Source organism: Stenotrophomonas sp. 10L48, assembly GCF_056395105.1.
The window spans coordinates 1-18,614 of the sequence record NZ_JBFTIX010000023.1 but is presented as its reverse complement, the minus strand read 5'-3'; the positions used below and the strand labels follow the sequence as shown (position 1 = coordinate 18,614).

Below are 18,614 nucleotides of genomic sequence, written 5' to 3'. Positions count from 1 at the left end.
TCCATGCGGCTCACGCCCCCTCAACCGGACCCACCCCGCCTTCGACAGTTTCCCGCGATCTGGTGGAACAGCGTCCGGCCCTGGTAGGTGTCGACCTTGGTCGACACGGATGAGTTCATTCGATATCTGACAGATGTGTCGACCAAGGTCGACACCTACCAACAGCCGCAGGAATCTGTCGGGGGTGGGGCCGTGTGGGTTGGCAGGACCGTTGGCGCCATGGATGGCGCCATCGAGCCCCCATGGACGGGTTTACGGCGTGTCCTGCCAACCCATACGGCCCCGCCCAGCCAGCAGAAAGCCAGTGCCGCTGTGGCTTTTGACGTTGCCGTTGCTTTAGGGCCTCGGCGGGTGCAGGGCGCAGCCCTGCCAACAAAAAACCCCGCTTGCGCGGGGTTCTCTGTGTACTGCGTGCAGCAGAGGCTTACGGACGGCGCGCGAGGGCCTCGACGTCCTTGGCCTTGGGCAGCAGGTCCTGCTTGGTCACGCGCAGCGCGCCGACCGTCAGCATCGGCACCGCCACCAGGATCGAGGACAGCACCACGATCACCGCACCGATCATGTGCGTCTCGGCCAGGCCTTCCATCGAACTGCCGCCGTACAGGTACAGGGCCAGTGCGGACAGGAAGAACATCACCGCGGTGATCACCGTACGCGACAGCGTCTGGTTGATCGAACGGTTCAGCACTTCCATCGGCTCCACGCGCAGGCTGCGGAAGTTCTCGCGGACGCGGTCGAACACCACGATGATGTCGTTGATCGCAAAGCCCATCACCGACAGCAGGCCGGCCAGCACGGTCAGGTCGAACTCACGGCCGAGCAGCGACACGTAGGCCACCGTCACGATCAGGTCGAACATCGCCACGATGCTCGCGGTGACCGCGAACTTCCATTCGAAACGCACCGCGATGTAGATCAGGAAGCCGGCCAGCATGAAGATGGTGGCGTACAGGCCATTCATCGCCAGGTCCTTGCCGATCTGCGGGCCAACGAACTCGTTGCGCAGCACGGTGGCCTGGTTGTCAGCCGAAGAGACCGCCTTGACCACGGCCGCGGCAGTCGCCTTGTCTTCGGCCGAAGCGCCGCCGGTACCCGGAGCGTGCTCACCGTGCGGGGCCAGGCGGATCAGCAGGTCGGTGTTGCCACCGACGCTCTGTACCTGGGCGCCATCGAAGCCGTTCTGCTCAAGTTTGCTGCGGACGTCCTCGACATCCACCGCGTGTTCGAAGCGGGCTTCGATCAGGGTGCCGCCGGTGAAGTCCAGAGCGTAGTTGAAGCCCTTGAAGCCGATGATGCCGATCGAGGCCAGGAACACGATGATCGTGACGACCATCGCGACATGGCGCCAGCGCATGAAGTCGATCTTGGTATCGTTCGGGAGGATGTGCAGCGGAAACAGTTTCATGTGCGTGTCGTCCCGTCAGATGGCCACGTTCTGGAGCTTCTTGCGACGGCCGTAGATCAGCGTCGCCAGTGCACGCGATACGGTGATCGCGGTGAACATGGAAGCGAAAATACCGATGATCATGGTCAGCGCGAAGCCCTTCAGCGGACCGGTACCGAATGCGAACAGCGCCACACCGACGATCAGGCCGGTCAGGTTGGCGTCGAGGATGGTGCCCGACGCACGCTCGTAACCGGTCACGATCGCGGTCTTGCCCGGCACGCCGGCACGCAGTTCTTCACGGATACGCTCGTTGATCAGCACGTTGGCGTCGACCGACAGGCCGACCGACAAGGCCAGGCCGGCGAAGCCCGGCAGGGTCATGGTCGCGCCGAACAGCGACATCACCGCCACCACGATCAGCAGGTTGAACAGCATCGCGATCGAAGTAATGAGGCCGAACATGCGGTAGTAGATGGTGAAGAACACCAGGGTGAACATGAACGCATAGACCACCGCGGTGATGCCGTTCTTGACGTTCTCCGCGCCCAGGCTCGGGCCGACCACGCGCTCTTCTACGAAGTCCATCGGCGCAGCCAGCGAGCCCGACTTCAGCAGCTTGGCCAGGTCCTCGGCTTCCTTCTTCTGCAGACCGGTGGTCTGGAAGTTCTTGCCGAACACGCCGTTGATGTTGGCCACCGAGATGACTTCCTCGTTGACCTTGAAGCCACGCACTTCCTCACCGTCGACGACGGTCACGGTCGGCACGCGCTCGGTGTAGACCACCGCCATCGGCTTGTTCACGTTCGCGCTGGTGAAGTCGAACATGCGCTGGCCACCGACGTTGTTCAGCGTCACGCTGACTGCCGGGGTGCCGCTGGTGGAGTCGGTCACCGCCTGCGCGGCCACCATCTGGTCACCGGTGACGATCACGCGCTTGTTCAGCAGCACCGGACCGCCGTTGTCACGGCGCTGGTAGACCTTCGCTTCCGGCGGAATACGACCCGACGCGATGGCGTCCTGCGCGTTGCCGTCCACCACGGCCCGGTATTCCAGGGTGGCGGTGGCACCGATCATGCGCTTGGCTTCGGCCGTGTCCTGCACGCCCGGCAGCTGCACCACCACGCGATCAGCACCCTGGCGCTGGATGATCGGCTCGGACACGCCGAGCTGGTTCACGCGGTTGCGCAGGGTGTTGATGTTCTGCTCGATGGCGCCGTTGGCGATCTGCGTGATTTCCGCTTCCGGAATGGAGACCGTGATGCGGTTGCCACTGACGTCATAGCCGAGGGTCGGCTGCGCCTTGGCCAGCGCGGCGCGGGCACGGGTACCGGCGTCTTCGCCGGCCGAGGGGCTCAGGTTGGCGACGATGGTGTTGTCGGCACGACGCTCGACCGACTGGTAGGCGATGCGCGCATCACGCAGGGTGCTGCGCACGTCCTCGGTGTAGGCGTCCAGGCGCTTGTCCAGCGCGGCTTTCTGGTCGACCTGCAGCACGAAGTGCACGCCGCCCTGCAGGTCCAGGCCCAGCACCATCGGGCGGCCGCCGAGCTTGGCCAGCCAGTCCGGCACGGTCGAGGCCAGGTTCAGGGCAACCGTATAGTTCTCGCCCACGCTGTCACGCAGCGCATCGCTGGCGGCAGACTGCGACTTCAGGTCCGACAGGCGGACGATCAGGCTGTCCCCTTCCTTCTCTGCACCGATCGTGGTGACACCGGCCTTCTTCAGGTCGGCCAGCACACGGTCGCGCAGCGCATCGTCGATCTGCCCGCCACGGTTGGCGGTGATCTGGATGGCCGGGTCCTTCTGGTAGATGTTGGGCAGTGCGTACAGCGTGCTGAGCGCCAGTACGATCACGATGACGACGTACTTCCAGCGTGGAAATTCGAGCATTGCTTGGGTCCCGCGCGGCGCCATCCCCGGCGCCGCGGTTGTGCTTCAGAAAGGGAGTGGCTTACTTGGCCGAATCCAGGGTGCCGGTCGGCAGCACGCTGCCGACAGCGCCCTTCTGCACGCGGATGCGCACGTTCTCGGCCACTTCGACGGTGACGAAGTTGTCGCCGATATCGGTGACCTTGCCGGCGATGCCGCCGTTGGTCAGCACTTCGTCGCCACGCTTGATCTTCTCCAGCATGGCCTTGTGCTCCTTCTGCCGCTTCATCTGCGGGCGGATCATCAGGAAGTACATGATGGCGATCAGGATGATCGGGAACAGCAGCGTGGTCAGGCCCATGCCCTGCGGTTGGCCGCCAGCGGCCTGGGCGTGGGCGGCGGGAATCAGGAAGGCAAGCAGGTTCATCGTTGGTCCTTTGGTTGGGCGGCGCTTCGGCCGTTTCACGGGCACGAGGTGTCGACCGCGGATCTGGGTCAGCCTTGAAGTATGCCACGGCCCCGGGCGTTCGTCCTCGGGCCGTTTGGCAGGGGGTGCTGCGGGTTTACAGGGGCGGCGCTACCGCCCCGCGTGCTGCGTAGAAGGACTCGCGGAAGGCCAGGAAGGTTCCCGCCTCGATGGCTGCGCGGATGTCGGCCATCAGCTTTTCGTAATAGAAGAGGTTGTGCTGGGTGCCCAGCATCGGCGCCAGCATCTCGTTGCAGCGGTCCAGATGGCGCAGGTACGAGCGGGTATAGCCGCCGGCACAGGCCACGCAGCCACAGCCCGGCTCGATCGGGTCCATGTCCCGCGCGTACTGCGAATTGCGGATGCGGACGGTGCCAAACGAGGTGAAATAGTGGCCGTTGCGCGCATTGCGGGTCGGCATCACGCAATCGAACATGTCCACGCCGCGGGCGACACCCTCGACCAGGTCTTCAGGGCGGCCAACGCCCATCAGGTAGCGCGGACGGTCGGCCGGCAGCTCCGGGTCCAGATGGTCGAGCATGGCGTTGCGCTCGTCTTCCGGCTCGCCCACGGCCAGGCCGCCAATGGCATAGCCGTCGAAGCCGATCCCCTGCAGGGCCTCGGCCGAACGGCTGCGCAGGTCGGTGTGCACCCCGCCCTGGACAATGCCGAACAGGGCCGCATCGTTGCCCAGTTCGTCATGCGCGTTGCGGCTGCGCTGGGCCCAGCGCAGGCTCAGTTCCATCGACCGGCGGGCGACGTCCTCGGTGGCCGGGTACGGCGTGCACTCGTCGAAGATCATCACCACGTCCGAATCGAGCACCTTCTGGATCTTCATGCTCTCCTCCGGGCCCAGGAACACCCGGGCACCGTCGGTCGGCGAGGCGAAGGTCACGCCCTGCTCGGTGATCTTGCGGCGGTGGGCCAGCGAGAACACCTGGAAGCCGCCGGAGTCGGTCAGGATCGGGCCATCCCAGCGGCAGAAGCCGTGCAGGCCGCCGTGGTCGGCGATGATGTCCAGGCCCGGCCGCAGGTACAGGTGGAAGGTGTTGCCGAGGATGATCTCGGCGCCCAGCGCGCGCACCTGGTCCGGCAGGATGCCCTTGACCGAGCCATAGGTCCCCACCGGCATGAAGGCCGGCGTTTCCACCGTGCCACGCGGGAAGGTCAGGCGGCCACGGCGGGCGCGGCCATCACGGGTCTGGAGCTGGAACTGCAATCGGGACATGGAGCGGTCGTTCGGGCAAATAGTCGCCCATTGTCTCCCAAAACCGCCTTTCCTGCTCCGGTAGCGCCGGGCCATGCCCGGCGGATGACCCGCAACTGCGCCTCTCCGGGCATGGACCGGCGCTACCCACCTCAGCCCTACCCCGCCTGCGGGAACAGCAGCATCGCGTCGCCGTAGCTGAAGAAGCGGTAGCGCTGCTCGATCGCGTGCTGGTAGGCCTCGAACACGCGCTCCTTGCCGGCAAACGCCGAGATCATCATCAGCAGCGTGCTTTCGGGCAGATGGAAATTGGTCACCATCGCGTCGACGCTGCGGATCCGGTAGCCGGGGGTGATGAAGATCTGCGTTTCGCCCGCGAACGGCAGCAACTCCCCCTCACGCATCGCACTTTCCAGCGCGCGCACCACCGTCGTGCCGACGCCGATCACCCGGCCACCGGCCGCACGCGTGCGTCGCACCTGCTGCACCAGCTCGGCACCGACGTTCAGCCACTCGCGGTGCATGACGTGGTCCTTCAGGTCGTCGGCGCGCACCGGCTGGAACGTGCCTGCGCCCACGTGCAGGGTGACGTGGCCGAAATCCACGCCCTTGTCCTTCAGTGCTCCCAGCAGCGCCTCATCGAAGTGCAGGCCGGCAGTCGGTGCCGCCACGGCGCCCACTTCGCGCGCGAACACGGTCTGGTAGCGCTCGCGATCGTCCACGCCGGGCTCGCGCTGGATGTAGGGCGGCAACGGCAGCCGGCCAGCGTGCAGCAGCCACTGCTCCAGCGATTCCGGCACATGGAACTGCAGCACGTAGAACTCGCCGTCGCGCCCCAGCACTTCGGCTTCGCCACCGGCATCCAGGGCGATGCGGCTGCCGGCCTTCGGCGACTTGCTGGCACCCACCTGGGCCCGCGCCTGCTGGCCGCCGAGCAGGCGCTCGATCAGGATCTCCACGCGGCCACCGCTGGCCTTCTGCCCGAACAGGCGCGCCGGAATCACCCGGGTGTCGTTGAACACCAGCAGGTCGCCCGGTTGCAGCAGCGATGGCAGGTCGCGCACCTGCAGGTCGGTGAAGGCGGTCGGCGCCGGTGGCACCAGCAGCAGGCGGCTCGCCGAGCGTTCGGCCAAGGGGGCCTGGGCAATCAGTTCGGCCGGCAGTTCGTAATGGAAATCGGACTTCTTCAAGGCAGTGGACGGCAACAGGTCGACAATGGCGCGCATTGTACGTCCAGCGTCTGCGAGCCGGCACGAGCGAGGCCGAACGTCGCGCAAAATGCTGCTATGCAGCAGTCTTTTGCGGGGTTATCGCGCAAAAAAACAAGTGCTAGCATCGACGAGGAAGTCCGCTGCACGAGCCCGCCCCAAGCGCGCGTGAAGACGCGCGTTTTGCTTTTGAAGGCCCGTGCGACCCAACGTTTCAGGAGATCTGCAATGAGCTTCATCGAACGCCTCGCCCCCCTCCGCGCCCAGCCCGGCACCCGCCTCACCAACGGCCTGGATGACGCAACCCTGACCGCCCTCGCCGCGAACCACTCGCAGCTGGTCGCCGCGGTCGATGCCGCTGCTGCCGAATTCGCGCGCGTGCAGGCTGAGCTGGGGCCGCTGCTGGCACAGGATGAGCAGGCGCAGATCGATGCCATGCAGGACGGCTTCGTCAATTTCTACGCCGATGATGCGGTGACCCCGTACGTGGCGTTGGCCGCGCGCGGTCCGTGGGTGGTCACCCTGAAAGGCGCGGTGCTGTACGACGCTGGCGGCTACGGCATGCTGGGCTTCGGCCACACCCCGGACGCCGTCATGGAGGCGATGTCACGGCCGCAGGTGATGGCCAACATCATGACCCCCAGCCTGTCCCAGCAGCGCTTCATCACCGCGCTGCGGGCCGAGATCGGCCACCGTCGTGGCGGCTGCCCGTTCACGCGCTTCATGTGCCTGAATTCCGGCTCTGAAGCGGTTGGCCTGGCCGCGCGCATCGCCGACGTCAACGCCAAGCTGCAGACCGACCCGGGTGCCCGCCATGCCGGTGCGGCAATCAAGCGCGTAGTCATCAAGGGCAGCTTCCACGGCCGCACCGACCGACCGGCGCTGTATTCCGATTCAAGCCGCAAGACCTACATGCAGCACCTGGCCAGCTACCGTGGCGAAGAGTCGGTGATCACCGTCGCCCCGTACGACGAGGCCGGCCTGCGCAAGGTGTTCGAGGATGCCGCGCACAACAACTGGTTCATCGAAGCGGTGTTCCTGGAGCCGGTGATGGGCGAAGGTGACCCGGGCCGCTCCGTGCCGCCGGCGTTCTATGCGCTGGCCCGCGAACTGACCCGCGCCCATGGCAGCCTGCTGCTGCTGGACTCGATCCAGGCCGGCCTGCGCGCCCACGGCGTGCTGTCGGTGGTCGACTATCCCGGCTTTGAAGGCCTGGACGCGCCGGACATGGAAACCTACTCCAAGGCACTGAACGCCGCGCAGTATCCGCTGTCGGTGCTGGCCGTGACCGAGCACGCCGCGCAGCTGTACCGCAAGGGCATCTACGGCAACACCATGACCAGCAACCCGCGTGCGCTGGACGTGGCCTGCGCCACCCTGGCCCAGTTGACCCCGCAGGTCCGCGCCAACATCGCCGAGCGCGGTGCCGAGGCCGTGCGCAAGCTGGAGCAGCTGAAGAACGAACTGGGCGGCCTGATCACCAAGGTGCAGGGCACCGGCCTGCTGTTCTCCTGCGAACTGGCCCCACAGTTCAAGTGCTATGGCGCCAATTCCACCGAGGAATGGCTGCGCCAGCACGGCATCAACGTGATCCATGGTGGCGAGAACTCGCTGCGCTTCACCCCGCACTTCGGCATGGACAGCAGCGAGCTGGACCTGCTGGTAGGCATGGTGGGCCGTGCGCTGCGTGAAGGGCCGCGCCGCGAACAGGCTGCCGCCGCGTAATCCCAGACCCTCGTAGAGCCGGGCGCTGCCCGGCTGAAGGGCTGGCCGTGATCTGAACGAAATGCCGCCGGGCATGGCCCGGCGCTACAGAGAACAACGGCAAAGCCTCATAATTGCCCGGACACCCCGCCCTGCGACCGGCTTCACTGGTTGACCGCGGGGCGTTTTCGTTTCCGGCCAAGACAGGAAGATCCATGAAGTCGATCTGTGTGTACTGCGGTTCCAACGCTGGCAGCAAGCCGGTCTACACCGAACGCGCCATCGCGCTGGGCGATCGCATCGCCCGCGACGGCATGCGCCTGGTGTACGGCGGCGGCAATGTCGGTCTGATGGGTACCGTGGCCAATGCCGTGCTCGCCGCCGGCGGTGAGGTCACCGGCGTGATTCCGCGCCAGCTGGCCGACTGGGAAGTGGCCCATCGCGGCCTGACCGAACTGGAGATCGTCGGTTCGATGCATGAGCGCAAGTCGCGCATGTTCGATCTGTCCGATGGCTTCGTCGCCCTGCCCGGCGGCTTCGGCACCATGGAAGAGATCTTCGAGATGCTGACCTGGCGCCAGCTCGGCATCGGCAACAAGCCCTGCGCGTTCCTCGATGTAGACGGCTTCTATGCGCCGTTGATCGGCATGATCGATCGCATGGTGGAAGAGCGCTTCCTGCACCCCGAGCAGCGCCAGGACCTGTGGTACGGCTCGGACATCGAGGAGATGCTGGCCTGGATGAAGGACTACCAGCCGGCCCAGGCCTCGAAGTGGATCGACGAGAAGCGCCGCGCGGCGCTGCGTTGAAGACTACGTGCGCGGTGGCTCAGGCTGCCGCGCGCGTCCACGGTGCCGGCCGGCCCAGCAGGTAGCCCTGGCCGTAGTCACAGCCGAGCTCGAACAGCGTGTCACGCTGCGCCTCGGTCTCGATGCCTTCGCCGATCGTCTCGATGCCCAGCGTGCGTGCCAGCGACAGCACGCCTTCGACCAGCGCGCGCGTGCTCTGTGCCTCCGGGCCGTGCAGGCCGGCAATGAAGCTCTGGTCGATCTTCAACGTGCTGATCGGGAAACGGTGCAGGTAGGACAGCGCCGAGAAACCCGTGCCGAAATCATCCAGCTGCACCTGGATGCCGCGTTCACGCAGGCCCTTCAGGATGCGCAGCGTGTGTGGACCGTCATCGAGCAGCGCCACCTCGGTGATCTCCAGGCGCAACCGCCGCGGGTCCGCGTTGCTCGCCTCCAGCAGGCCATACAGGCGCCCGCTGAACTCGGCGGAGCGGAAATGCCGTGGCGACACGTTGACCGACACATAGCCACGCCCGCCGTCGGCAAGGCCGGCAATGACCTGCTCATAGATCAGCCAGTCGACCTGTTCGATCAGGCCACTTTCCTCACCCAGTTCCAGGAACGCGCCTGGCAGCAGCAGCCCACGGCGCTCGTGCTTCCAGCGCAGCAGGGCCTCGTGGCCGACCACCTCGCCGTCGGAGAGGCGCACGATCGGCTGGTAGAACGGCACGAAATCACGGTTGTTGATCGCCCGCCGCAGGTCGGCCTCGAGATCCAGGCTGCGCAGCGCCTGCTCGCGCATCTCCTCATCGAAGATCGAGCAGCGGTCGTGGCCTTGGGCCTTGGCCCGGTACATCGCCGCATCGGCGTCGCGCAGCAGTTCCTCGCCGGTGCGATAGCGCGGGTTCCACAAGGCGATGCCCAGGCTGCCGGAGGGGAACAGCTCGCGACCGGCGATCCACATCGATTCCTGCAGTGCCAGCAACAGCCGCTGGCCGAAATCCAGCGCCTGCGCCAGGCCCTCCGGACAGTGCAGCAGCACGGCGAACTCATCACCGCCCAGGCGCGCCACCACATCATTGTCGCCGGCCATGGACACGATGCGCTTGGCTACTTCCACCAGCATGCGATCGCCGGCGGCGTGACCGATGCTGTCGTTGACCAGCTTGAAGCGGTCAAGGTCCAGGAACAGCACCGCGAACACCGGGCCACCTTCGCGCCGGGCCAGCGCCAGCGCATCCTGCAGCCTGTCCAGCAGGTGCAGGCGATTGGGCAGTCCGGTCAGCGCGTCGTGCATCGCCTGGTGGGTCAGTCGCTGCTCGGCGCGCAGGCGCTCGCCGATCTGGCCCAGCAGTTTTTCGTTCACCTCGCCCAGCTCGCGGGTGCGCTCCTCCACCCGCTTTTCCAGCTCGGCATGCGCCGAGCGCAGTCGTTGCTGGTCGCGCTGGCGCGCAAGACCGGTGCCGATGTTCTGCGCAACGAAGATCAGCAGGCGCTGGTCATGCACGCTGAAGGCGATCTGCTCGGTATAACTCTGCACCACGATCGCACCGACCACTTCGTCGTCGCGCAGCAACGGCACGCCGAGCCAGCACTGCGAACGTGCGCCGGATTCGCGCACCTCGCCGGTTTCCAGCAGCGCATCGATCTGCGCACGCGAGGCCAGCAGGGGCCGACGATGGCGGACCACATACTCGGTCAGGCCGCGACTGAACGCGCGCGGTGCACGACTCGCGTTGTGCTCGTCGACCGAATAGACGAAATCCAGCCCATCGCCCTCGGCATTGACCAGCGCGATATAGAAATTGCGCGCATCCAGCAAGCGCCCGACCACGCCGTGCACCTGCCCGTAGAACTGCGCCAGGCTGTCGGCCGACATCGCCATTTCGGCGATGTTGTACAGCGCGGTCTGCAACTGCTCGGCGCGGCGGCGCTCGGCCACTTCATCCTGCAGGCTGAGATTGGCGCGCTGCAGTTCCTGCGTGCGGCGTTCCACCTGCTGCTCCAGCCGCACCTGCGCCTGGCGGCGGTCCATGGCGGTCTGCACGTGCTGGGCGACAAAACCCAGCAGGGCCCGTTCGGCCTCGCCGTAGCGGTCGGCATGCTCGTAGCTCTGCACCACGATCGCACCACACACCCGGCCATCGCGCAGCATCGGCACGCCCAGCCAGTCCAGGCTTTCCGGACCCCGCTGCGGGTCGTGCTCCTGGTCTACCCGCGCCAGCAGTTCGCGCGAAGGCCCGCTCAACGGCCGGCCATGCCGCAGCAGCGCTACTGTCAGGCTGCGCGGCATCTGGTCGATGTCGTAGCCTTGGGCAGGATCGGCGACGAAATCATCGACCTGGTCGGCGAAGTACAGGAAGCGGATCTGCCGGCGGGCATCGTCATACTCGACGATGTAGCAGTTCTGCGCGTACATCAGCGTGCCCAGCACGCCATGCACGTGGCGCAGCATCTCGCTCATTTCCAGGTCGGCACCGGCCAGGTCGGCAATCTGGAACAGGGCCTGCTGCAACCGCTCAGCTTCTTCCAGCGCCTTGATCTGCCCCGCCTGGCGGCCCCGCTGCAGGGCCAGCTCCATGGCCTGCCGGGCCAGCCCCCACCAGGCCGGGGAAGGCGTCGCGCCGCGTACCGACAGCAGCAGCCGGGCGCCGTCGTATTCCCAGCCGTGGCGGCCTTCAGCGTGGTCGGCCAGCGGCTGCCAGATGTCCTCCTCGCCGCCGCCGATCGGCCAACCGCCCTGCCCGCTGCCGAGCTGCGGATCGTCCCAGCCGACGCGCACGATCGCCGTTTCCGGCAGCAGCGCATGCAGCGCGCGCACCAGCGCTGCGCTCAGCACAGGCTCGTTGTTTGACGCTTCCAGCGCGCGGTCGGCTTCGGTGGACAAATGACGTTCTCTTGGCGCCGCCTGAGCGCCGCCTCCCCTGAATTACCGAGCATAACGCGCCACCCGGGGGGCAATGGAAGCCCGGCAACCCCGAAACGTGCCCTCGGGCGTTTTTCCTGTTGATCCCCTCCCGGTTCCTGCCGTGACTGTCGCCCTGTCCCACCCCATCGCTGGCTATGCGCCACCGCCTGCAGGGCTTACCCTGTACGGCGTGGATGCCAGCGCCCTGCCAACCGATGAAGCCTTGATGCTGGCCTGGGCCGCCGGTGAAGTGCACGCGTTCGAAAGCCTGTATGCCCGTCATCGCAAGCGCCTGTTCGGCTTCCTGCTGCGGCAGCTGCGCGACACCGCGCTGGCCGAGGAGATGTTCCAGGACGTCTGGCAGCGGGTGATCAGCGCGCGTGCAGGCTGGCAGGCCGATGCAGCCTTCAGCACCTGGCTGTTCCGCATCGCCCACAACCGCCTGAATGACCACTGGCGCGCCGCCCGCCATCGCCCCCCTGCACCGGCCGATGCCGATCTGCGCCTGGCCGCGCTGGAAGATGGGCAGACACCGGAAGCGGAATTGTCCGAATTCGAGCAACGTCGCCGCATCCAGCTGGCGATGGAAGAACTGCCCGCAGAACAGCGCGAAGTGCTGCAGCTGCGGCTGGAACAGGAACTGAGCCTGGAGGAGATCGGCCAGATCACCGGCGTTGGCCGGGAAACCGTGAAATCGCGGCTGCGCTATGCGATGGACAAGCTGCGTGCGGGACTGAACGCATGAACCGAGACGATGCACTGACGCCGGAAGAACGCGAACTGGCACGCCTGCTTGGGCGCCGCACCGAACAGGGCCCTCCGCCGGCACTGGATGCGGCGATCCTCGCCGCTGCGCGTGCGGCCGTGGAGACGCCAGCACGCGAGGCGGCCCCAGCGCCGGCGGCACCGCGCACGCTGCGCCCGCGCCGCCGCTGGCCGGCCGTGTTCGGCGTGGCCGCATCGGCGGTGTTCGCCGTTGGCATCGCCTGGCAGATGCGTCCAGAGCCGCCCTCGGCCCCTGCCGAGGCAGTTGCCACCGCGCCGGCTGCACAGGAAATGGCGGCCGATGCGAGCGCCGAAGGCACGGCCTACGACAGCGCGGCCGCCGATGTCGCGGCCACCGAAGCCGCACCGGTACCTGCACCGGTACCTGCACCGGCCGCAGCACCGGCACCTGCGGCGGCCAAGGCAGCACCGGCTCCGGCACCAGCCATCGCGGAGGCGGTGAAACCCGCGCCTGCCGCACCCCGGCAGGCACCTGCTCCGATGATGGCGCCGGCACCGCCACCTGCGCCGGCAGCCGACACAGCGTTTGCGCCGCCTCCGATGCCAGCGGCAGCGCCCCCCGCGGCCGAAGCCTATTCGGCACCTGCGCCTGCGGCCCCTGCCGCGGCGATGAGGGCCCGCAAGGCCACTGCGGCGGCGGCCGAATCCATGCCCTCCGCGCAGGCCACGGCCGAAGACCGCGTCGCGCTCACCGCGGCCAAGCAGGACGCGGCCGGCAGAACCGCGCCTGGCGTCATGCGCCGCGCAAGCGACGCGAACCTCAGCGCGGACGCGGTACAGGCCGAAGTGCAGGCCGATGCCCGGCTGCCACGCCGGCAATGGCTGCAGAAGATCCGCGAGCGCCGCGACGCCGGCCAGCGCGACCTGGCCCGGGCGAGCCTGGAGCGTTACCTGCAGACGTATCCAGAGGCGCGCCTGCCAAAGGATGTGCGACCGTTGCTGGACGACTGAAGCACATCGGCGGCAAGCCCGTAGAATGAAGGGAATGCCCGATACCCTCGCCCAACCGGTCAACCACACCCTGGACGTCAAGCACAGTCGCTTCATCGCGCATGCCGCGCCGATCGAGAGCGCGTCTGCGGCGATGGCATTTCTGCAGGACGTATCGGTAGCCGATGCGACCCACAACTGCTGGGCCTACCGGCACGGCCAGGACTATCGCTCCAGCGATGACGGCGAGCCCGCCGGCACCGCGGGCCGCCCGATCCTGGCCGCCATCGATGGGCAGGGATTCGACCGGGTGATGGTGGTGGTCACCCGCTGGTTCGGCGGCATCAAGCTGGGCGCCGGTGGCCTGGTCCGGGCTTACGGCGGCGCCGCTGCCGAATGCCTGCGCACCGCGCCGCGCCTGCCACTGGTGGCGATGGCGCGGCTGCAGCTGGTGGCTGGATTCGAGGACCTGGGCGCGCTGCATGCGGCCCTGCCGGCCCACGCGGCCGAAAAGCGCGATGAACAGTTCGATGCCAATGGCGTGAGATTGCGGGTGGAATTGCCCGCAGACCAGGTCGACGCATTGAAAATCCGCCTGCGCGACGCCACCCGTGATCGTATCCGTATCCAAGATGACCCCTTCGATGACTGACAAGGACGCACCGGCGACCGACCCGGCCTCCCCGCCGCTGCGCCGCCTCGGCAGCCTGCGCACACTGTGGCCGTTCGTGCGCCGCCACAGCGGATTGTTCAGCGCCTGGCTGCTGGCCCTGGCCGTTTCTTCAGCGGCGACCCTGAGCCTGCCGCCGGCGGTGAAGCAGATGATCGACCACGGCTTCAGCAGCGGTGGCCAGATCAACCGTGCCTTTGCATTGCTGATGCTGGTCGCTGTGGTGCTGGCGTTGGCGACGGCGGCGCGCTTCTACTTTGTTTCGCTGCTCGGCGAGAAGGTCGTGGCGGATCTGCGCAGCCGGCTGTACGCGCACCTGATCCAGCTCGGCGCCGGCTTCCACGACCGCAGCCGCAGCGGCGAGCTGGTTTCGCGCCTGACCGCCGACAGCGAACTGCTGCGCAGCGTGGTCGGCTCGACCATGTCCGTGGCGCTGCGCAGCAGTGTCACCGTGGTCGGCAGCCTGGCGATGCTGTTCGTCACCAGTCCGCGGCTGGCCGCCTGGTCGCTGCTCGGCATCCCGCTGGCAGTGCTGCCGATCATCATCGGCGCGCGCAAGCTGCGTACCATCGCGCGCAGCAGCCAGGACCGCATTGCCGATGCCAACAGCCTGGCCAGCGAAACGCTGGGCGCGGTGCGCACCGTGCAAGCGCATGCGCGCGAACCCTATGAACGCGGCCGTTTCGACCATGCGCTGGGCGATGCGATCCGTGCCGCGCGCCGGCGCATCGGCGCGCAGTCGCTGGTGACCGCCAGCGCCATCCTGCTGGTGTTCGGTGCGATTGTCGGGGTGTTGTGGCTGGGCGCGCACGACGTCATCGACGGGCGGCTCAGCGCCGGTACGTTGGGCCAGTTCGTGCTGTACGCACTGATCGGTGGTGGTTCGGTCGGTGCGCTGGCCGAAGTGTGGAACGAACTGCAGCGCGCATCCGGCGGCATGGGCCGCATCGGCGAGCTGCTGCAGGAAGACATCGAGATCCGTGCGCCGGCCAAGCCGCGTGCGCTGCCGCAGCCGCTGCGTGGCGAGATCCGTTTCGACGACGTGCTATTCAACTACCCGCAGCGACCGGACCAGGCCGCGCTGGATCATTTCAACCTGCACGTGCGGCCGGGTGAAACCGTCGCCCTGGTCGGCCCGTCAGGCGCCGGCAAGAGCACGGTGCTGTCGATGCTGCTGCGCTTCCACGATCCGGCAAGCGGCCGCATCTGCGTGGACGGCATCGATGTGCGCGAGGTCGATCCGGCCGAGCTTCGCGCGCAGCTGGCGCTGGTGCCGCAGCAGCCGACATTGTTCGCCTCCAGTGCACGCGACAACATCCGCTATGGTCGGCTGGAGGCCAGTGACGCCGAGGTGGAGGACGCAGCCCGTGCCGCCGAGGCCGACGCCTTCCTGCGTGCGCTGCCAGAGGGCTACGACAGCGAACTGGGCGAGCGCGGTGCCCGCCTGTCCGGTGGCCAGCAGCAGCGCGTGGCGATCGCCCGCGCCTTGCTGAAGGACGCACCGATCCTGCTGCTCGACGAAGCCACCAGCGCGCTGGATGCACAGAGCGAACATGGCGTGCAGCAGGCGCTGGAACGCTTGATGGCGGGGCGCACCACGGTGGTCATCGCCCATCGGCTGGCGACCGTGCTGAAGGCCGACCGCATCGTGGTGATGGACCATGGCCGTATCGTGGCCGAAGGCACGCATACGCAGCTGCTGGCTGAAGGCGGCCTGTATGCGGAGCTTGCACGCCTGCAGTTCATCGATTGATGACGGCCGGCTAACACCGGCCGGATCACTCTGGCGGCGTAGCGAAGAACCACTGAAGGAGGCCAAGCATGTCGTTCCGTCAGTTCCCCGCTGTCGACAGCAATGGCGAAAGCCACATCATCATCGAGTTCAAGCCCGAGGCCAGCGGCAGTGGGCATGGCTCCGAAGCGACGCCGCGTTATGAGCTTGATGACGGACGCCAGCTGGTACGCAACGGCCGCGAGTTCACCACCAGCGGCGGCGAGGTCAGGTTGTCGATCTAGCGATCCACCGCAGAGCCGGGCATGCCCCGGCTCTACTGCTGTTCCGGACAGAAAAAAGGTTGGTCATTTTTTGACCAACCATCTTGACAGCCTTGCACGCCAAGGCCTGCCGCAGGTTATCCACATGTTTGCGCAGAAGCCATCCACACGCCCTGTGGATGAATGGCGTTACGCCAGCACCCGGCCGATCCCGCTGGCATCCACTTCGGCCGCGGCTGCCGCGATAGCCCCTGGCTCGCTGCCGGCCACGAAACCGATGCGGAAATGCACTTCGCCGGCAGGCGTGCGCGAGGAGTGGATCGAGGCGAGGCTGATGCCGTGCTGCTCGAACACGTTCAGCAGCTCACGCAACGAACCGGCGCGGTCTTCAGGCAGATGTACCGACAGTGCATTGCGCTCGGTCAGGTCGGCCAGCAGATAGCCGACGCGCTCGAAGGTGTAGTTGCCCGCAGCCAGCGCCTGATCGCCGAAGGCACTCCTGTTGGCCTCCAGCAGGTGATCGCGGAACGCGCCCCGCGCAGCGTCGTCGCCCTGCCCCACCTGTACCTGCAGCGTCTGCAGCTGGCCGATCAGGCGTTGCAGCATCGGCGCCACATACGGATTGCCGAACTGGATGTCTTCGTAGATCGCCGGATTCAACGACAGGATGCGCGAGATGATCGCCGTATCCAGTTCGAACGAGGCCGATCGATACGGCAGCATCGCCGCCAGCGTGCCCAGCTGCGGTTGGTACTCGCGCAGCACACCTGCCTGGGCCAAGTGGGTCGCATGCACCATCGCCTGCACCAGCGCCATCATCTGGTCATGGTGCTGCGGGGTGGCGCGCACGCATTCGGCCTGCAGTGCCAGGCACAACGCGTCCACCCAGGGCCGCCAATGCAGCAGCCTGGCCTCGCAGACCACCATCACCCGGCCCTTCAGGGTCGGCGCCTTGGGCGGCGCCGTCATCGGATGCAGGCCCACCACTTCGGCGCACGAGGCCAGCATCGCCTGCACCGGCGCTTCCTTCACCGAGGTCACATCCAGCCACAAGCGTTCCTGCTCGCGGCCCGCCGACAGGCGCGCGTACTCGGCGATCAACGTGGACGTGTGCCGGATCGGTGCGGAGAACACCAACACGTCGGCCTGTTCCAGCAACTGCTCCGGCGCATGCGAACCCGGATCGGCCGGATCGTGGCCGATCACGCGCACCTGCATGTGCTGTTCGAAGAACCGGGTCAGCCAGCGTCCATAGGCGCCGGCACTGCCGACGATGCCGACCGTGCGCGGCGTGCGTTCGTGCAGATCGCTCATGCCAGCCGTTCGGCGCGGAAGCGCAAGCCGTCGGCCAGTGCCGCCGGTGCGGCCGCGATCACGTCGAACTCTTCGAAGCCGTGGGCCAGGGTCGCCTCCAGCGCCGCATGGGTGCCGGCGATGGCCCGCGAGATGGCCATCTGCATCGGCTCACCGCGCAGCAGGAAGGACACCATCAGCGACATCAGCACGTCGCCGGTGCCTGCCACATCCACCGGCAGCAGCGGCGAGGTCCAGCGCCAGGTTTCCTCGCGACCCACAGCCAGCGTCACCAGTTCGCCCGGATTGCCGCCGACGCTGTGTGCCAGCACCCACTGCGGCCCGCGTGCCAGCAGCGCGCGCGAAGCAGCAATGGCATCGGCTTCGGCCAGCGCCGGCATGCCGGTCAGGCGACCGAGTTCGAAGGCATTCGGGGTAACCAGCCATGCATGCGGCAGCAGGCGCTCAGCGAAGATCGCTTCCAGTCCCGGCTCCACGTAGGGACCGGTGTGGGTATCGCCGATCACCGGGTCCAGACAGTAGCGCAGCTGCGGACATGCCGGCAGGATCTCGTCCAGCCAATCAGCAAAGGCCGCACCGTTGGCAGCGCTGCCGAAGTAACCGGAGACCAGCATCTTCGCCCGCTGCGGAAGACCCCGTTCATGCGTGCCGAGCAGCAGATCGGCAAACCAGTCGCTGGGCAGCACACGGCCACGGGTGGTCTCGTAGAACGGTGCATTGCTCAGCAGCGTGGTCGGGATCGAGGCCACGCGCACGCCGAGCGCACGCATCGGGGGCAGCGCGGCGCTGTTGCCGGCATGGCCGTAGACCAGTTGTGATTGGACCGAAATGACATCGATCGGCGAAGGGCCGTCGGGCCGCTGGCGGCGGCCGTGGACCAGGTGGTTGTCGAGGGATTCGCTCATGCCCGCATTCTACGCCCAAGGGGGGTTTCGGCAGGGCTGCGCCCTGCACCTGCAGAGGCAACAGCCACAGCCAAAGCCGAGGCAACAGCAACAGCGGCACTCCGAGGAATGGCGGGGCACTGTGGGTTTGCGGGGACGCCGTGAATCCATCCCTGGAGGCTTGGTCGCCGCATCCATGCGGCTCACACCCCGCAAACCCAAAGTCCCCCGCCTTCGAAAGTACCCCCGCGAGCAGTAGATCCACGCCATGCGTGGATGAATCTCTGTCCAACTCGAATATTCAAATCCAAATCGAAAATCGTCCACGCATGCCGTGGATCTACGTGTCGACCAAGGTCGACACTCACCAACAGCAAGTCATGCCATCCCGACAGATTGCGGAGATCTGTCGAAGGCGGGGTGGGTCCGGTCGCGGGGGTGTCCGCGGCATGGATGCCGCGGCCAAGCCTCCAGGGATGGATTCACGGCGTCCCCCGC

At 67.0% G+C, this 18,614-nt stretch carries 15 protein-coding genes; 7 read left to right on the top strand and 8 right to left on the bottom strand.

Annotated elements, in window-relative coordinates:
- Positions 1-424 precede the first annotated feature (424 nt).
- The 5 genes from secF to queA all read right to left on the bottom strand — a co-directional run bounded on the left by secF (position 425) and on the right by queA (position 6,155).
- Positions 425-1,405, bottom strand: coding sequence for a protein translocase subunit SecF (gene secF, locus AC1DCU_RS21200; protein ID WP_025875120.1), 981 nt, complete (start codon positions 1,403-1,405; stop codon positions 425-427).
- A gap of 15 nt (positions 1,406-1,420) precedes the next feature.
- Positions 1,421-3,277, bottom strand: coding sequence for a protein translocase subunit SecD (gene secD / locus AC1DCU_RS21195; RefSeq protein WP_313115395.1), 1,857 nt, complete (start codon positions 3,275-3,277; stop codon positions 1,421-1,423).
- Between the two features lie 61 nt (positions 3,278-3,338).
- The gene (yajC, locus tag AC1DCU_RS21190) at positions 3,339-3,683 is read right to left on the bottom strand and encodes a preprotein translocase subunit YajC (RefSeq protein WP_025875124.1); all 345 of its coding nucleotides are present in this window, start codon (positions 3,681-3,683) and stop codon (positions 3,339-3,341) included.
- Positions 3,684-3,819: 136 nt separating this feature from the next.
- Positions 3,820-4,950, bottom strand: coding sequence for a tRNA guanosine(34) transglycosylase Tgt (tgt, locus tag AC1DCU_RS21185; protein ID WP_025875126.1), 1,131 nt, complete (start codon positions 4,948-4,950; stop codon positions 3,820-3,822).
- Positions 4,951-5,087: 137 nt separating this feature from the next.
- On the bottom strand, positions 5,088-6,155 hold the full coding sequence (gene queA, locus AC1DCU_RS21180) for a tRNA preQ1(34) S-adenosylmethionine ribosyltransferase-isomerase QueA (protein WP_032977618.1): 1,068 nt from the start codon (positions 6,153-6,155) through the stop codon (positions 5,088-5,090).
- A 210-nt stretch (positions 6,156-6,365) separates the two neighbouring features.
- On the opposite strand from queA, the gene AC1DCU_RS21175 reads away from it, so the two are divergent.
- Both AC1DCU_RS21175 and AC1DCU_RS21170 read left to right on the top strand, forming a co-directional pair.
- Complete coding sequence (locus AC1DCU_RS21175) at positions 6,366-7,862, top strand: aminotransferase class III-fold pyridoxal phosphate-dependent enzyme (protein WP_032977620.1); 1,497 nt, start codon at positions 6,366-6,368, stop codon at positions 7,860-7,862.
- 194 nt (positions 7,863-8,056) lie between these two features.
- Positions 8,057-8,650 carry an LOG family protein gene (locus AC1DCU_RS21170; protein WP_032977621.1) on the top strand — a complete coding sequence of 198 codons (594 nt, stop codon included), beginning with the start codon at positions 8,057-8,059 and terminating at the stop codon, positions 8,648-8,650.
- 19 nt (positions 8,651-8,669) lie between these two features.
- On the opposite strand, the gene AC1DCU_RS21165 is transcribed toward AC1DCU_RS21170, so the two are convergent.
- The gene (locus tag AC1DCU_RS21165; RefSeq protein WP_032977624.1) at positions 8,670-11,516 is read right to left on the bottom strand and encodes a bifunctional diguanylate cyclase/phosphodiesterase; all 2,847 of its coding nucleotides are present in this window, start codon (positions 11,514-11,516) and stop codon (positions 8,670-8,672) included.
- A 247-nt stretch (positions 11,517-11,763) separates the two neighbouring features.
- On the opposite strand from AC1DCU_RS21165, the gene AC1DCU_RS21160 reads away from it, so the two are divergent.
- The 5 genes from AC1DCU_RS21160 to AC1DCU_RS21140 all read left to right on the top strand — a co-directional run bounded on the left by AC1DCU_RS21160 (position 11,764) and on the right by AC1DCU_RS21140 (position 15,939).
- A complete protein-coding gene (locus AC1DCU_RS21160) occupies positions 11,764-12,282 on the top strand; it encodes an RNA polymerase sigma factor (protein WP_229291374.1) in 519 nt (172 codons plus the stop codon).
- Positions 12,279-13,274, top strand: a complete 996-nt coding sequence (locus AC1DCU_RS21155) for a hypothetical protein (protein WP_442251606.1) — start codon at positions 12,279-12,281, stop codon at positions 13,272-13,274. Before AC1DCU_RS21160 ends, AC1DCU_RS21155 begins: the two co-directional genes overlap by 4 nt.
- Positions 13,275-13,308: 34 nt before the next feature.
- Entirely contained in the window at positions 13,309-13,905 is a 597-nt protein-coding gene (locus AC1DCU_RS21150) for an IMPACT family protein (RefSeq protein ID WP_032977630.1), read from the top strand.
- Positions 13,898-15,676 carry an ABC transporter transmembrane domain-containing protein gene (locus tag AC1DCU_RS21145; protein ID WP_032977633.1) on the top strand — a complete coding sequence of 593 codons (1,779 nt, stop codon included), beginning with the start codon at positions 13,898-13,900 and terminating at the stop codon, positions 15,674-15,676. Before AC1DCU_RS21150 ends, AC1DCU_RS21145 begins: the two co-directional genes overlap by 8 nt.
- Positions 15,677-15,744: 68 nt before the next feature.
- Positions 15,745-15,939, top strand: a complete 195-nt coding sequence (locus AC1DCU_RS21140; RefSeq protein ID WP_025875144.1) for a hypothetical protein — start codon at positions 15,745-15,747, stop codon at positions 15,937-15,939.
- Between the two features lie 168 nt (positions 15,940-16,107).
- Here AC1DCU_RS21140 and AC1DCU_RS21135 read toward each other — a convergent pair whose 3' ends face one another.
- Both AC1DCU_RS21135 and pdxY read right to left on the bottom strand, forming a co-directional pair.
- The gene (locus AC1DCU_RS21135) at positions 16,108-17,232 is read right to left on the bottom strand and encodes a prephenate dehydrogenase (RefSeq protein ID WP_025875146.1); all 1,125 of its coding nucleotides are present in this window, start codon (positions 17,230-17,232) and stop codon (positions 16,108-16,110) included.
- On the bottom strand, positions 17,229-18,137 hold the full coding sequence (gene pdxY, locus AC1DCU_RS21130; RefSeq protein ID WP_032977637.1) for a pyridoxal kinase: 909 nt from the start codon (positions 18,135-18,137) through the stop codon (positions 17,229-17,231). Before pdxY ends, AC1DCU_RS21135 begins: the two co-directional genes overlap by 4 nt.
- Between the last annotated feature and the right edge of the window lie 477 nt (positions 18,138-18,614).

Coding starts and splice junctions, on each gene's coding strand:
- secF (WP_025875120.1), bottom strand. CDS start 1,405: ATGAAACTGTTTCCGCTGCACATCCTCCCGAACGATACCAAGATCGAC.
- secD (WP_313115395.1), bottom strand. CDS start 3,277: ATGCTCGAATTTCCACGCTGGAAGTACGTCGTCATCGTGATCGTACTG.
- yajC (WP_025875124.1), bottom strand. CDS start 3,683: ATGAACCTGCTTGCCTTCCTGATTCCCGCCGCCCACGCCCAGGCCGCT.
- tgt (WP_025875126.1), bottom strand. CDS start 4,950: ATGTCCCGATTGCAGTTCCAGCTCCAGACCCGTGATGGCCGCGCCCGC.
- queA (WP_032977618.1), bottom strand. CDS start 6,155: ATGCGCGCCATTGTCGACCTGTTGCCGTCCACTGCCTTGAAGAAGTCC.
- AC1DCU_RS21175 (WP_032977620.1), top strand. CDS start 6,366: ATGAGCTTCATCGAACGCCTCGCCCCCCTCCGCGCCCAGCCCGGCACC.
- AC1DCU_RS21170 (WP_032977621.1), top strand. CDS start 8,057: ATGAAGTCGATCTGTGTGTACTGCGGTTCCAACGCTGGCAGCAAGCCG.
- AC1DCU_RS21160 (WP_229291374.1), top strand. CDS start 11,764: ATGCTGGCCTGGGCCGCCGGTGAAGTGCACGCGTTCGAAAGCCTGTAT.
- AC1DCU_RS21155 (WP_442251606.1), top strand. CDS start 12,279: ATGAACCGAGACGATGCACTGACGCCGGAAGAACGCGAACTGGCACGC.
- AC1DCU_RS21150 (WP_032977630.1), top strand. CDS start 13,309: ATGCCCGATACCCTCGCCCAACCGGTCAACCACACCCTGGACGTCAAG.
- AC1DCU_RS21145 (WP_032977633.1), top strand. CDS start 13,898: ATGACTGACAAGGACGCACCGGCGACCGACCCGGCCTCCCCGCCGCTG.
- AC1DCU_RS21140 (WP_025875144.1), top strand. CDS start 15,745: ATGTCGTTCCGTCAGTTCCCCGCTGTCGACAGCAATGGCGAAAGCCAC.
- AC1DCU_RS21135 (WP_025875146.1), bottom strand. CDS start 17,232: ATGAGCGATCTGCACGAACGCACGCCGCGCACGGTCGGCATCGTCGGC.
- pdxY (WP_032977637.1), bottom strand. CDS start 18,137: ATGAGCGAATCCCTCGACAACCACCTGGTCCACGGCCGCCGCCAGCGG.